This window comes from Enterococcus sp. E5-162, assembly GCF_035725965.1.
GTDB classification, from domain to species: domain Bacteria; phylum Bacillota; class Bacilli; order Lactobacillales; family Enterococcaceae; genus Enterococcus_B; species Enterococcus_B lactis.
This window is the reverse complement of sequence record NZ_JAPRFV010000003.1, coordinates 67,590-82,019: the sequence shown is the minus strand read 5'-3', so window position 1 is coordinate 82,019 and position 14,430 is coordinate 67,590. Positions and strand designations below refer to the sequence as shown.

The 14,430-nt window shown below is 36.9% G+C and carries 14 protein-coding genes and 1 tRNA gene; 1 reads left to right on the top strand and 14 read right to left on the bottom strand.

Features of this window, described 5'->3' with window-relative positions:
* Positions 1–25: 25 nt before the first annotated feature.
* From OZZ83_RS03970 to OZZ83_RS03950, 5 genes are all read right to left on the bottom strand, one after another.
* Positions 26–1,657 (bottom strand): SulP family inorganic anion transporter, encoded by a 1,632-nt coding sequence (locus OZZ83_RS03970; RefSeq protein ID WP_002314221.1) that lies wholly within the window; start codon positions 1,655–1,657, stop codon positions 26–28.
* A 120-nt stretch (positions 1,658–1,777) separates the two neighbouring features.
* Entirely contained in the window at positions 1,778–2,137 is a 360-nt protein-coding gene (locus OZZ83_RS03965) for a DUF1304 domain-containing protein (RefSeq protein ID WP_002310256.1), read from the bottom strand.
* 156 nt (positions 2,138–2,293) lie between these two features.
* A tRNA-Arg gene (locus OZZ83_RS03960) sits at positions 2,294–2,367 on the bottom strand.
* Between the two features lie 313 nt (positions 2,368–2,680).
* The gene (locus tag OZZ83_RS03955) at positions 2,681–3,364 is read right to left on the bottom strand and encodes an O-methyltransferase (protein WP_002310254.1); all 684 of its coding nucleotides are present in this window, start codon (positions 3,362–3,364) and stop codon (positions 2,681–2,683) included.
* Between the two features lie 127 nt (positions 3,365–3,491).
* Positions 3,492–4,010 (bottom strand): signal peptidase I, encoded by a 519-nt coding sequence (locus OZZ83_RS03950; protein WP_002292363.1) that lies wholly within the window; start codon positions 4,008–4,010, stop codon positions 3,492–3,494.
* 210 nt (positions 4,011–4,220) lie between these two features.
* Between OZZ83_RS03950 and OZZ83_RS03945 the strand changes: the two genes are divergently transcribed.
* Positions 4,221–6,065 (top strand): hypothetical protein, encoded by a 1,845-nt coding sequence (locus tag OZZ83_RS03945; protein ID WP_278023458.1) that lies wholly within the window; start codon positions 4,221–4,223, stop codon positions 6,063–6,065.
* Between the two features lie 46 nt (positions 6,066–6,111).
* On the opposite strand, the gene OZZ83_RS03940 is transcribed toward OZZ83_RS03945, so the two are convergent.
* From OZZ83_RS03940 to OZZ83_RS03900, 9 genes are all read right to left on the bottom strand, one after another.
* The gene (locus tag OZZ83_RS03940) at positions 6,112–7,116 is read right to left on the bottom strand and encodes a lipoate--protein ligase (protein WP_002310251.1); all 1,005 of its coding nucleotides are present in this window, start codon (positions 7,114–7,116) and stop codon (positions 6,112–6,114) included.
* Positions 7,117–7,126: 10 nt separating this feature from the next.
* Positions 7,127–7,867, bottom strand: a complete 741-nt coding sequence (locus OZZ83_RS03935) for an MBL fold metallo-hydrolase (RefSeq protein WP_025477114.1) — start codon at positions 7,865–7,867, stop codon at positions 7,127–7,129.
* Positions 7,868–7,936: 69 nt separating this feature from the next.
* Positions 7,937–8,740, bottom strand: a complete 804-nt coding sequence (locus tag OZZ83_RS03930) for a DUF975 family protein (protein ID WP_002310249.1) — start codon at positions 8,738–8,740, stop codon at positions 7,937–7,939.
* Positions 8,740–9,822 (bottom strand): M42 family metallopeptidase, encoded by a 1,083-nt coding sequence (locus OZZ83_RS03925; RefSeq protein WP_002310248.1) that lies wholly within the window; start codon positions 9,820–9,822, stop codon positions 8,740–8,742. The genes OZZ83_RS03930 and OZZ83_RS03925 overlap by 1 nt, the downstream gene beginning before the upstream one ends.
* Before the next feature lie 141 nt (positions 9,823–9,963).
* On the bottom strand, positions 9,964–11,229 hold the full coding sequence (dltD, locus tag OZZ83_RS03920; protein ID WP_002316928.1) for a D-alanyl-lipoteichoic acid biosynthesis protein DltD: 1,266 nt from the start codon (positions 11,227–11,229) through the stop codon (positions 9,964–9,966).
* Between the two features lie 2 nt (positions 11,230–11,231).
* Complete coding sequence (gene dltC / locus OZZ83_RS03915) at positions 11,232–11,465, bottom strand: D-alanine--poly(phosphoribitol) ligase subunit DltC (protein WP_002310246.1); 234 nt, start codon at positions 11,463–11,465, stop codon at positions 11,232–11,234.
* A 44-nt stretch (positions 11,466–11,509) separates the two neighbouring features.
* Positions 11,510–12,715, bottom strand: a complete 1,206-nt coding sequence (dltB, locus tag OZZ83_RS03910) for a D-alanyl-lipoteichoic acid biosynthesis protein DltB (protein WP_086310134.1) — start codon at positions 12,713–12,715, stop codon at positions 11,510–11,512.
* A complete protein-coding gene (gene dltA, locus OZZ83_RS03905; protein ID WP_278023457.1) occupies positions 12,712–14,226 on the bottom strand; it encodes a D-alanine--poly(phosphoribitol) ligase subunit DltA in 1,515 nt (504 codons plus the stop codon). Before dltA ends, dltB begins: the two co-directional genes overlap by 4 nt.
* A gap of 10 nt (positions 14,227–14,236) precedes the next feature.
* On the bottom strand, positions 14,237–14,386 hold the full coding sequence (locus tag OZZ83_RS03900) for a teichoic acid D-Ala incorporation-associated protein DltX (protein ID WP_002292353.1): 150 nt from the start codon (positions 14,384–14,386) through the stop codon (positions 14,237–14,239).
* Between the last annotated feature and the right edge of the window lie 44 nt (positions 14,387–14,430).

Sequence of the window (14,430 nt, the reverse complement as noted above, 5' to 3'; positions counted from 1 at the left end):
GTCTTGTCTGTTCTTTTTCATTGTTTTAATGGCTCATTGCAGTATATTTCGCATGCAATGCTGTCAACGCATGGGCAACTGTTTGATGTTGATGTGTGGATGTATATTCCCATAAGTGAGAAAGTTGTTTTTCTACTTCCGGCTGCAAGGAAGTATAGATAATCGTTTGTCCTCTCTGTTCTGCTTTTTCTTGAAATTCATCAAAAACTGCGCGTGCCGTCAAATCAATACTTGGTACGCCACGCATGGAGAAGATGACACCGTCGTGATGGTTTAGTTCTTCCAATTTATTTTTTAGTTTCTCTGAAGACATGAAAAACAGCGGACCGCTAATGTACACTACTGTCCAATTATTCAGCTTTTCCGTTTCTGGCAGCCCTATTCTTTGCCAATCGATTGTTTCTAATGAAATCGTGATAGCCGCACTTTTTACAACAAAAAATACACAACCGCCGATAATCCCAATTACAATAGCAATACTTAAATCAAAGATCACTGTACAAATCATTGTAAGAACAAACAATAGAATAGCTGACCAATATTTATGAACAAATAGCTCCTTAATCGTTCTCCATTCATTCATACGCCAAGCCGTCACGATCAAAACACCTGCAAGTGCCGGCATCGGAATCTGTGACATCACTGGCGCAAAAACAAGCATGGAAAGCAACAAGACAACTGCATGGATCATGCCAGCTAATCTGGTTTGTGCGCCAGATTTGATGGCCACACTTGTACGAGCAATGGCTGCAGTAGCAGGAATCCCGCCAAAAAAAGGAAGCAATAGATTTCCCACCCCTTGTGCCACTAATTCTTGGTTACTGTCTAATGATTTATTTGCCATTCGACCAGCAGAAGCACCACATAATAAGCTCTCAATCATCCCTAACAGAGCAATGCTAATAGCCGGAACTGCTACTTGTTGCAAGGCAGAAAAGCTAAAATCTCCCAAGCCCAAGCGATTACTGCTGATCAATGTTTGTGGGATGTTACCAACAGTGGCTACTGGTAAATGACACAGTAGCGTAACTACTGTTGCTAAAATGATGGCTAACAGCGAACTAGGCATTCGTTTCGACCATTTTTTCGGATAGATGAACATCCCTAAAATGACTAGTCCTCCCATAATCAAAGATGCTATGTTTATTGGAAAACCTAGTGTTTGATAACTACTTAGCTTTTCAATAACATTTGTACCTTCCGAATGAACACCAAATAAATTATCGATCTGACCTAATGCAATAATAATAGCAATACCTGAAGTAAATCCTGTGATTACTGGTGCTGGGATAAAAGAAGTTAGTGTTCCTAATCGGAAAAGCCCTGCTACAAGTAAAAATAGACCAGCCAAAAAAGTAGCAAGCAACACACCTTGCATTCCCTTTGTTGCCGCAATAGACATTAGAATAGCTGCCATTGCGCCTGTCGGACCTGATATTTGATAAAAACCGCCTGATAAACCGCCAATAACGAGACCGGCAATGATAGCCGTAATCAAACCTGCGGACGCATCGGCTCCGCTTGATACCCCAAAAGCCAAGGCTAATGGCAATGCTACAGCAGCTACTGTGATTCCAGCCAAAAGATCTTTCTGAAATCTTGAAAGATCATAACCTGAAAATTCTTTTTTTAGTGATAAAACATAATTTTTGAACACCTATCTAACTCCTTTTCATGAAATTTTCTAAAATACCATTCATTAGAATAGCATATTTCATGAGATAAAGTAATATTTTTCACAAAGTTTCTTGTCCAATAAATCCTTGTTTTTCTACATTTAGAAGAAAATAGAAAGCAAGGCCAGCAGAGCTAACCCACCTTGTTTTAGTAAAATCCAACGATCGCTAGTCAGACTTCCATACAATGCAACAATAAAAATTGATAGCAACAGCATACTTGTAATTTCTTTAGGTGCGGAAGAAAGGTAAGCTCCGTAAAGTAGTCCAACTCCTAATAGTCCATTGTATACTCCTTGATTCTTAAATAATGTTTGAACAGATTTTCTGCTTAATTCTTCTTTATTCATTTTAAAAACTCTGCTTGTCGTATCGGAATCAGTTCTTACTGTTTCGATGTACATGATATAAAAAAATTCGATGGCCACTAGAGTGACTAAAAATTTTGATAACATTGACATATTTGCTTCCTCTTTCTGATGGATTTTATTTTTACTTCCTATAATTGTACTAGATAAAGATGTTTTTTTTATTTTATTTGCCTTTGAAAACAAACAATATTGGCACAAAAAACAAAGAAAAACCGTTAGAAACTGAGGTTTCTAACGGTTTTTTAGCGTCACAGGAGGGATTCGAACCCCCGACCGTCCGCTTAGAAGGCGGATGCTCTATCCAGCTGAGCTACTATGACAGGAATCAGCGGAACATCAATAATTATAGATAATTAAATTGCTTCTGTCAATACGAAATAGTTATTTAATTAGCAAATAGCCAATTATTTTAATTCAACTACCAAATCAATCCTTTGAAAAGACACATTCGATTCCATCTATTCTAAGGTTATCAGTCGAAAACAGGAGTTGCACTGTCTTCATGCTTACTCCTGTTTATTTCAATCTATTCACTATTTCCTTCAGTTGTTTTACAAATACAGTTTCTTTCACATCAAATTTAGATGGATTCCTTGATATAATCAATCACTTACTGATTGTCATAATCATGTATCACAAATCGATTTCTTCTGATTCTTTTGTCATTAAGATTACACCATCGCCTAATGGTAAGATGGTCGATGTCAAATCAGGATGGTTCATCACGACACGAAGGAATTCATTTAATTTACGATGGATAGCTCGTTTGCCACGAGGAATCTCTTCATCAGGGAGCAAGATCGTCCCTCCTTGGAAAATATCATCTACCATCAAAACGCCACCTTTTCGTAACAAACGCAAACATTCAGGTAAAAATTCAATATATTTTGATTTTGCACTATCCATAAAAATAAAGTCATATGGACCAGACAACTCAGGCAAAATATCTGCGGCTTGCCCTTCAAGCAAGGTTACTTTATCTGTCAATCCTAGACGTTCATAGTTTTTTTTCGCTTTCTCGATCATGACATCGAAACGATCAATGGTCGTAACATGAGCGTTTTCTCCGATTGTTGTCGCCATGACACTTGATGAAAAACCGATAGCTGCACCGATCTCTAAGATTCGTTCAGGCTGAATTTGTCCAAGTAAAAATTTCAAAAATACAACTGTTTCGTGGGGAATAACCGGTACTTCTGCTACATGAGCTTCTTCTTCCAATTTGCCTAGCTCACCCGGTAATTTTTTTTGCTGGGTACGCATAAAGTCCAATAGTTCTTCTTTGACTACAGGACGATGCATCATTTCATTGCGCATACTACTCCTCCTCTTTACACATTATACGAACAACTAGCTAAATCTACAAGCTGTATTAGTGTTTTCCGTATCACTCGTTCAGAAGAGTAGTGGTATCTCTTGAATATATTTGTCTTTTTCAACATTCTCACAAAAATTTCTGTGTTCGTCTCCGCTTCTTCTTCAACTCTACAAAAGTATTCCAAGCTGTGATTCCTGTTAAGCAAAAAGCAATCGTAAAGAATAACCCCTGGATCCATGCAAATGCTGTTTTTGAAAGGACCAGACCAATATATGGAATCTGGAAGATTGGACTACCGATAATATTTCTCTTTTTTACTACTCCAGGCTCGATATAAGTCCGTGTGTCAGCTTTTGTATAAAAGTCGTTGTAGTTGTTTTCAATGGCTATTACGCGACGTGTCGAGATTTTTTTACCTGAATTTTCATAATATGTAATAATATCTCCGACTAAAATCTCATCTGTATTTTTTGGTCGTACATATATCAGATTTCCTTGTGCATAATATGGGTTCATTTCTCTATCCTCAATAATGTAAGGAGTCAATCCAAAAATTCGAGGAACCAAGACGACGAGAAGAATAAGTATTAAAAATATAATCAGTGTTACAGAACTAACAAAAGTTATTTTTTTATAATCAGGCATCGTTTTCAGCTCCTTTCTTTCTTCAATCCTTCTTAATCATATAATAACGATAATTTTTTTTCAAATTATAACTGTAAAAACACATTTTTATGACAACGACGTTTTTTGATTCTATTTCCTCATCTTTATCTCATTTTTTATTATAAATAATTGACGATAGTTAAAAAAACGTTTACCCTAAAATTACAAGTTTTAGAAAGGAATACCTTTATGGCTTTTTTTAATAACATATATAATAAAAAAGAATCTTTCTATATGCGCATAAAATGGAGCATAATAATTATATTATCAGTGTTATTTTTAGCAGGGATTGCTTATTTCTTCTATTTTATCTTCTCTCCTGCTAATAGTAATCAAATGAAAGAAATAAAAGATTCATGGGTTTTCTATTCAAAAGATGATCCTGATTTTAAGTTTGACAGCAAGTACACTCGTACGATTCCTACCGTAGACAAAGACGAAACATTTATTATGGAAACGACACTTGAGAAACCGTTGAACGAAGCAAATTTACTAATCAAAGGAAATCATCAATGGATTACTGTGTATCTAAACGGAAACATTTTATACCAACGGGAAGATTACGACGCAGAAAGCAACCCTGGACTATCACTGGCTGTGATAGATTTACCATCAGATTACATCGGAAAAAAATTGATGATCTCTGTCTCATCTCCTTATCAGAACTACGCTGGGTTACCGCCGAAAGTCTATCTGGGTACAACTGGTCCGTTAATCGGTTTTATCTATTCTCAATCAGTACCACAAGTATTAACGATGATCATTGCAGTTTTCATTGCTATTGGGACGTTTATCTATACTATCTACTTGATGTACAAACAAAAACGGCTTGAATACTCGCTGATTATCTTAAGCTGCTTTGCTTTGGCATTAGGATTTGAAGCTGTTTCAGAAGATATTTTAAGTGGCATCCTTTTTGAACCATTCGTTCACTCTTTTTTATCTCATTTATTTATTATCCTAACCTCGTCTTTCATTATCTGCTATTATTGGAGCCGGATGATTTATTATAAAAAATGGTATGGGATTTTTTGTATAATCCAGCTTTCGATCTTTTCTGGTGTTCTGCTTTATGCAGCTTTTACTTCTGCTGAACTTCCTGAATTGATGCCAATTGCTAATATAGCTAGTGTTATCAGTACTCTAGTCACTTCGCTTACCTGCATTGGTGAAGCATATAAGAACAATCGTTTTTATGTAGTTTGCACACCTTGGATCGTCTTGGTTGCCATTATCCACTGCTTGATTTATATCCAAACAGCACTAGGTATTTATCAAACGACGATCAATTGGTCTACGATTTTATTCATTATTATTTTGATTGTTATTATCAGTTACAATCTGATTGACCACATTCTGAACACAGATAAAGACCGAAGACAAGTAGATTTCTTAAAAATCAAAAACGATTTGCTGGAACAGCATTATGAGCAACTGCGACAGCATATCCAAGAAGTAAATACGCTTCGTTTAGAATTTGTTCAGGAAATGGAAAATCTGCAAGACTTAATGCATACGGATCAAGTAAAAGCAAAAAAATATGTGGAAACAATCTTGGAAGAAGCAAAAAATTTTGAAATGCTGTGTTCTTTTTGCAATCATCAGATGACAAATCTGATTTTCGCGCGCTATCAACAGTTAGCTGATAAACGGAATATCCAGATCACCTTCGAAGCAGAACTTCCGGAGGAGCTTCCTATCAAAGATGATGATCTAGCCCAGCTTTTGATTCATGCCCTAGAGCATTCCTTTAGAGAAACTCATGCCATCGAAAATCCGCTGTATCGAAAAATTCATTTGTCGATATATGAGCAAGAGAATCATTTCGTCATTTGTTGCGAACATAGTGCACATTATGATACGAATATATTTAGTCGAGGTATCACAGAAGAATTAGATGATCAGGAACGCTTTGATTTGATGATGATGAAAGATGTGGCAGATCGTTACACTGGAACACTAACGCAGGAAAAAGATACATTGATTGATCGGATCACTGTTCAGCTTTCCCGAAATTACTCGAATTCTATATAAAAAAGCAGTGGAATCCAATACATAAGGATTCCGCTGCTTTTTGTTTTTAATAAAGTAAGGTAAGTAATTCTTCTGATTCTATCGCACCAAAATATTTTTTCACATCAATTTGGTCAACTATTTTTGATAGAGATTCTTTATCATATTTCTGTCCCACCAATTTTTTTTCGACATCAGAGATATCTCCTAGTCCGAAGAAATCACCAAAGATTTTTGCTTCTTTAATCATTCCTTCTGATACATTCAAGTGGACTTCGATCGAACCGATAGAGAAACGTTTTTGACGAGAGAAATTGAAATCTGGGGACTTTCCGTAATTCCAATCCCAATTTCGGTAATATTCTTCAGAGATTCGATTGATTTTTTTCCAATCTTCGTCGGTCAATTCGTATGTTTTTACTTCCTCTACTGATTCTACACCAAAAATTTTCAACAAGATTTCTTGACGAAATTCTTCCGTTGTCATTTTTTGTTTTTCTTCGGGAAGAAACGGTTTGATATTCGTCACACGAGAACGGATCGATTTGATTCCTTTTGATTCGATTTTGTCTTTTTTTACTTTTAATGCATTGACTACTTCATTGATATCAGAGTCGAACATGATCGTTCCATGAGCAAACATCCGGCCGTTGGTAGCATACATCGCATTACCGGAAAATTTCATACCATCAATGACTAAATCATTTCGGCCTTTCAACTCAGCCCCGGCAACACCCAATTCATGAAGTGCTTGGATGATTGGTTGTGTTACTTTCGCAAAATCACGGAAGGAATCACCATCATCAGGCATAATAAAACTAAAGTTCAAGTTCCCAAAATCATGGTAGACAGCTCCGCCTCCACTTAGACGGCGGACCACATGAATACCATGTTCTTCCACATAATCTCGATTGATTTCTTCAATCGTGTTCTGATTCCTACCGATGATGATTGAAGGTTCATTGATATAAAAGAGCAAAATGGGTTCATCTAATGGCATTTCTTGCAACAAGTATTGTTCAATTGCTAAATTGATTCTTGGGTCGTGGTTTTCATTTGGTACAAAAATCATGTTCTTCCTCCTAAATGTCAAACACTTTGTCAACTGCAGCAAGTTCTACATCTATCCCTTTACCTGCTGCTTTTTGCGCTTCATTTTTCAATTGTTCTAAGTCGCCAAACTGAGGTAGATGGGTAAGTACAAGTTTCTTTACGTTAGCTGATTTCGCCAGTTCTCCAGCTTCTTTTGAAGTGAAATGTGCATGATGATGTTCATTTCCTTCAAATAGATAGGTATCTGCTAGAAACAAATCAGCCTCTTTCGCAAAATCAGCGAAACTTTCCAAATAACCTGAATCTCCTGTAAATACGAATACTTTCCCCGTTGCTTCTTCTACGATTCGCATGGCGTAACATACTACTGGATGGATTGTTTCCATAAAAGTAATCAGAAAAGGACCAATTTTTAATTCTTCGGCTTCAAAATAAGGATGTCCTTTTGAGACATTCGCCATCGTCAATTCTTCAAAGTGGACAGAATCTTTTGTGTGCCCGTAAATTGAAAGCAATGTCTCCGGATCTCTCTTGGGATGAAGTTGCCAGTAATACTGTAATACACCAAGGTCAGCAATATGATCATGATGATAATGGCTAAGGATCACAGCATCCAAATCAAGTGGATCAAGATGTTCTTGTAATTTAATGAGCGTAGCACTACCTGCATCAATCAACAAGTTGAAACCGTCAGATTGAAGTAAATAACCTGTTGTCCCTTGATTTTTATAAGGATACGCCCCTAAGCAGCCTAAAACAGTTAATTTCATCATATATTCCCCCTCAAAGATTTATCCTACCACAAAAGTTATTTTTCTAATGAATAAACTGCTTACAGATTAAGCAAAATAGGCTTCTGGACCACCTTTTTCAATCCGTGCTTGTTCATAAAATTCTGCAACTGATACATTAACATAAACGATGACCCACAAAAGACCGATGAATAAAGCGATTGCCCCTAACAAATACCAGCCGATAAAAGATAGTTGCAACAAAATATACGTACCGATTCTATCTTTCAATAAGAACCAGCCATATTTTAAGCATTGTACGACCGACAAATCAGGATAGTCGAACTTCGTCCATGCAGCAAATTGGAACAATCCGCCAACGATGCTCATGATAAGTGCTGAAACAAAAATCATCCCTACCGTTGATAAAACAAAGCTGATATCAAGAAAATCTCCTGGCATGACATCCGTAGGTACCGTACTTGAATTGAAAAGCAACTGCGTATAAGCACTCACTCCGCTGATTAAAAACATGGGCAGAAAGATCAAACTGTTGAGCAACCAGTTGATGATTGAATTAATCAAATTGATGACAAGTATCGAACCAAAATATTTTTTTTGAAAAACTGAAAATAGAAGATTGCTTTTTGGTCTGCCACCTCGTACAACTACTAACGCAATATAAAACAATGCATAGTTGAATGCGAATAAAAGCAAATTATCGACTAGAAAACTCAATAGGTTTTGCTGCATGCTTTCTTCCGTAAAAGGACTGAAACCGTCAAAAAAATTCTGTATGACGCTCGTGAACAATATGGATAAGAAAACAAGCCAAGCATTGATTCCCCATTGATTCTCCAAAGAAGCTCGCGCTTTTTTTCGATATTCAGAAATAGGCATTTTATTATTCATTATTCATAACTCCGGATTTTTTCAACTGTTTCACTATCAAGTCGTTTCACTAACTCAGTAACTAGCTTCACTGTATTCAAATAATCATCTTCATGGATCACTGATGTGTGGGAATGCAAATAACGAACAGGAACAGTAATGGCTACAGAAGGAACGCCGTCTCTTGTCAAATGCATTTGTCCTGCATCCGTTCCACCGCCAGAGATCACTGTATATTGGAATGGGATAGCCATTTCCTCTGCTACATCGATAACGAAATTCAATAATTTTTTGTGCGGAATCATCGATGCATCAAAAATCAAAATCTGTGGACCTTTTCCTAAAACCGAATCTGCTTCTTTTGGTGTCATTCCTGGAGTATCACCTGCTGTACCAGTATCTAAAGCAAAAGCAATATCCGGATTTACAAGGTGCGTGCTTGTTCGAGCGCCTCGCAAGCCCACTTCTTCTTGCACATCGCTTCCTGCAAATAAAACATTTGGATGTGCTTCTTTAGATAGATTCTCCAATACTCGCAAAGAAACAGCTGTCCCTATCCGATTATCCCATGCTTTTGCCAGCAAATACTTACTGCCGTTCATTCGTTTATATTCAATATATGGGGTGACCATATCTCCCGGACGTATGCCCCACTCTTTGGCTTCTTCTTGGTTTGATGCACCGATATCAATAAACATATCTTTGATTTCATATGGTTTATTTCTTACTTGAGGTGTTAAAACATGCGGTGGTTTTGAACCAATTACCCCGTGAATGATTTTTCCTTCTCGTGTTTTGATTTCAACTTGCTGAGCAAGCATCACTTGTCCCCACCAGCCTCCAAGTGTTTGGAATTCCAAGAAGCCTTTTTCGGTTATTTTTGTTACCATAAAACCAACTTCGTCCATATGACCAGAAATAAAGACTTTTGGTCCTCCGCCAGCGCCATGCTTTGCAATCACACTGCCTAATCCGTCATAAAAAATATCATCAGCGAATGGTTTAGCATATTCTCTGAATACTTCTCTTACCTCTTCTTCATTCCCAGGTACTCCTTTTGCAGAAGTCAAATCAATTAGTAGCTGTTCTTCTTTTGTATCCAAATGTTTTCCCCCATTTCTATATTCATATTGTGATTATACCATTGCTTTTGTTTTTTGTTCAGGCAAACTTGGTATTTTTACTGTTTATTTCAGAATATTCTAAAATAAATAAAACAGGCAGATATCCTCCACCTGTTTTATTTATTTTAATCGTAGTTTATCTGGTACTTGTTGTTGCCAAGCTTTGCTGAAAAAAGCATCATCGAGATGGTACCTACTAGGAAGCTGGTTTTCTTCTAAGAACGGTCTAATCTGTTGATCTGCGGCTAGCCAGCCTTTCCACCCTAAATGGATCGTATCTTCCATAAAATAATTGGTACCAGCTTGATTGACAAAATCAGCTATTCGATTGAATCCTTGGCTATTTAATTGAAATTTGATTTTTTTGGCAAATCCTTGTAGCATTTCTTGAGATAGTCCGGTATAATCGCTCCATTTCTCGTTAACCGGTGGAATGATAAACAACACTTCATTATGATTTTTTGCTAATTGATCCAAGATTAGCTGAAAATCAGAAAATTCTGGTGAAAAACGATAATCCCAATCTTTTTGTGACTGTTTGAGTTCTGGCTCGTGGGATCGGATACGATGTGTGTAAAAATCGTTTTTCAAACCAAATGGATTATTTGTCGTTTCTTGTTTTCCAATCTTATCTGCCAAAATGGATAATTCTGTTTCTTGATAGTGGTCTGGTAATCGTTTTGATTCATGATCGATTTTTTGCTGACGATCTTTCAAACCGATATCACTGAATATCTCATCCTCACGCTTCAACATGTTCCATTGGCTGTGCAACTGATCCAAAGATTCAGGTAAAGGTAACTTTCCTTCTTTAATCGTTTGTAGAATTCCTGTCAGCGTATCGTTCTCTTTTACTTTTGAAAAAGTTAATAGTCTTCTAGCTAAATAGCGATCAGCTGATGTGACTTTTTTCAATGAGAACAACCAATCATAGGTCTGAAGTTCAGAATAGTAAGTGTTGAAATAATCTGTTTTTACACCATCTTTTACAAACCATTGAGGCGAGATAATAAACACCACTTTTTTGTTTTTCAAATCATCCCCTGCAGATCGCATCATCATATATTGACTTAATGATTGTGTTCCCGGCGCTCCTAGCAAGAAAGGACGATAACCTCTATCATATTTTTCAGCCAAAACAGACGGATGGAATGGACTGATCCTGCTTAATTCACTCGACCCAAAAAAGGGGATATATTGTTTTTCAGACAAAGCTTTGTTTTTTATTGCATCGCCCTTTAGTACATTTGCTGACATAGATGAAGACGCTCGCTTGATTACTTCCGGGTTATCAATATTTACTCGATAGGAAGAAGTGAAAAATAGGGCAAGCAGACCAAAAGCGAGAACAACAGGTCCAAAAATAGCAAAGAGTTTCTTTTTCATACTCAACCCTTCAATGCAGTTGCTTGTTGAATGATTTTATTCGGTGTGCACCAATCCTCCCGCTCGAATTCAGAGACTGGGACTTGGATATCCAACTCTCCGTCTAGCTCGACTAATAATTGCACAGATGCTAAAGAATCAAGCAAACCTTCATCAAATAGATCAATATCACGATTTTTTCTTACTTCATCTGTTCCTGTTATTTCTTCTAAGATTGATAAAATTTGTTCTTCCATTTTCCTTTTCTCCTTTGTTATATAAATTAATATGTCACTATTCGTTAGCTAAAAAAAAGTTTATCTAAAAATCCTGAAAAAATCAGGAAGCTGAAACATACCGCTTGAAATGTCAAAAATACGGCTACGCCATGCGTAAATTTGTTAGAAGGTAACTGATCTTTATGCTTCTTCTTAAATCGGATCCATGCATCTGTTAGACAGATCAGACAAGCATGATACAGACCGTATACGATGTAGTACCACGTCAATCCATGCCAGACACCCATTAGAAGAAACAAAGCGAAATATCCAATATTTGACATTACGATCTTGCTTTTAAAGATTTTTTTCTTCATCATGAAGAACATCAACCGCATATACACGTAATCGCGGAACCAAAAAGACAAGGTCATATGCCATCGGTTCCAGAACTCTTTGATATTCCATGATAAAAATGGTTTATTGAAATTGATTGGCGTCTGATACCCCATCATGTAGCTTGTACCGACTGCAAACAAACTGTAACCTGCAAAATCAAAAAATAAATACATGCTATACACGTACATGTAACCCACTAACGCCCATGAAATCCCACCATGCTGTAATGCGATGCGCCCTACTACAGGGAGCAGTACTTGACCAAAATAATAACCGATAATGAACTTATATAAAAAACCGACAAAAATATTTTGGACGCCTTTTCCCAAGAGATCAACATATTTATCACGAACAGGTGGATGGAGCTGATCCTTTTCAAATCTCCTATAACGATCGATGGGTCCAGAAGATATTGTCGGGAAAAACAGCAGAAACTGGATATAACGAAATGGGTTATATACTTTGATCATGCCATCTCTTATTTCCATGATCATTTGCACAGACTTAAAGGTTAAATAAGAGATTCCTAAAAAACCAAGCAGCGATGCTTTTCCATGTTCAAAAAAAGGAGTCACTTTCGTTAAAAACAGTGGAATTATTGCTAAAATAACGGCGGCGTAAAACCATCCTGTTTGATTTTTCCTTTGCCGGTGAACAAAATAGCCCCATACAAGGATTGTCTGCCAAAAAACATACCCTATCAGCGCCGTTCCCTGCTCCCAATAAGTACCTCCAAAGCTGACAAATAAAAAGAAAAGTGTCACCACTGATTGATAAATTGGTAATCTTTTTTTCCATATCAATAAAGATAGAACGATTGGTATAAGCGCAATGGCTAAAAGAAAAAAATAAAACGGCTCTGCGTAAGGGATCATATGAGGAAACATCATTCAGGATTCACCTCAGCTGTTAATTTTTTTCGATCAATTTTTCCATTTACTGTCTGAGGCAGCAGATTGACATAATGGAACTTCTGAGGAATCATATACTCCATCACAACTTGCAGTAATTGTTCTTTGATCGATTTGGTCAGTTGAAAATCCGGTTGTTTCGTTATGTTTTCTAATACGATGAAAGCAACAAGCTGCTGCACTTTTGTTCCTTGATATTTTGGTACGACAACGGCTTGTTTGATCCGGGAGTCTTGCAACAGATAATGTTCGATATCCCCTAACTCGATCCGGTAACCATGCAATTTGACCTGCTGATCCATACGGCCTTCATAAAATAAAAGCCCATCTTCATCCAACCTTCCTGCATCCCCTGTATGGTAACTTGCTAAGTCATTTTGACAAAAGAACGCAGCTGCTGTTTTTTCTGGATTGTTCAGGTAACCTTTTGATACGCTTGGTCCTGCAATAATGATTTCGCCAGTTTCTCCTTTTGAAACAAGTTTGTCTTCTTGGACAATAGAAACTTTGGTGTCTTTTTTTACATAGCCGATTGGTAGTCGGTCGTATTTATCTAGTATGTGCTGATCAATCTGGATACTTGAAATAGCCACAGTTGCTTCTGTTGGGCCGTAAGTATTATATATCCGTGCATTTGGGAATCGATCAAGTAGTGTTTCTGCAGTTTTTTTTGTCAATTCTTCTCCGCAAAATAAAAACATGTCCAATTCTGGTACATTTTCTCCATTGAAGGTAGGCTCCATCAAGCAAATATCCATAAAAGATGGAGTAGAAACCCAAATATTCAACTTCAAGTTAGGCAATGTCGCGAATAATTGACGAAAATCTTGAATAACTGCTTTATTTAACGGCTTCAGCATTCCACCAGAAACTAATGCAGGATAAATAGAAAATACCGATAAATCAAAAGAAAATGGCGCTTGAGCTAAGAAATGCATCCCAGGCTTGATCCCAAAGTATTCCATCGTCCATTGAACAAAGCTGACTAGATTATCATGACTGATTTGTACGCCTTTTGGTTCTCCAGTAGTACCAGAGGTAAAAATAATATAAAAATTTTCTGTGCCTTTTACGCTATTTTTGGGATAAAATTCTACTGGTATCTTCTCGATTTCTTGAAATTCTTCTTTTGTTACGACAGGAACAGAAGGAATATCTTCTATCCAATTCCCAATACTGATGACCATAGATGGTTTAGCCACCCGAAAGATCGACAGGATACGTTCTTTGGGTGTATGTTCTTCAATTGGCAAATAAGCATGACCAGATTTGACAATTCCTAGAAATGCGACAATCATCTCAAATTCTAAATTACCAAAAACGACGATTGGTCCATCCCCTTCTACCTTTTCTTCTAAATAATAAGCAAGTGCGTCTGATGCTTGTTTCAATTCTCCAAAAGTATGCATCTCATCCGCCTGATAAGCAATTCGATCAGGTTCGCTTATTCCCCAATCATCGATTGCTTCAATAATCGTTTTGATTTCCATACTCTTCCTCCTAAAATTCGTTATAGATAAATGTTCCTCCTTGAATATTTTTATAGTGATACAGGTAGATTAGGAACAGCAGTACCGCACTATAAAAAATTGTTCGAATGATGAATTTTCCCCAATAATTCAATTTTGGATTAGACCACCATTTGTTCATTGAATTCCCTCCTCATATAACCTCACACAAAGTGTAACGAATTT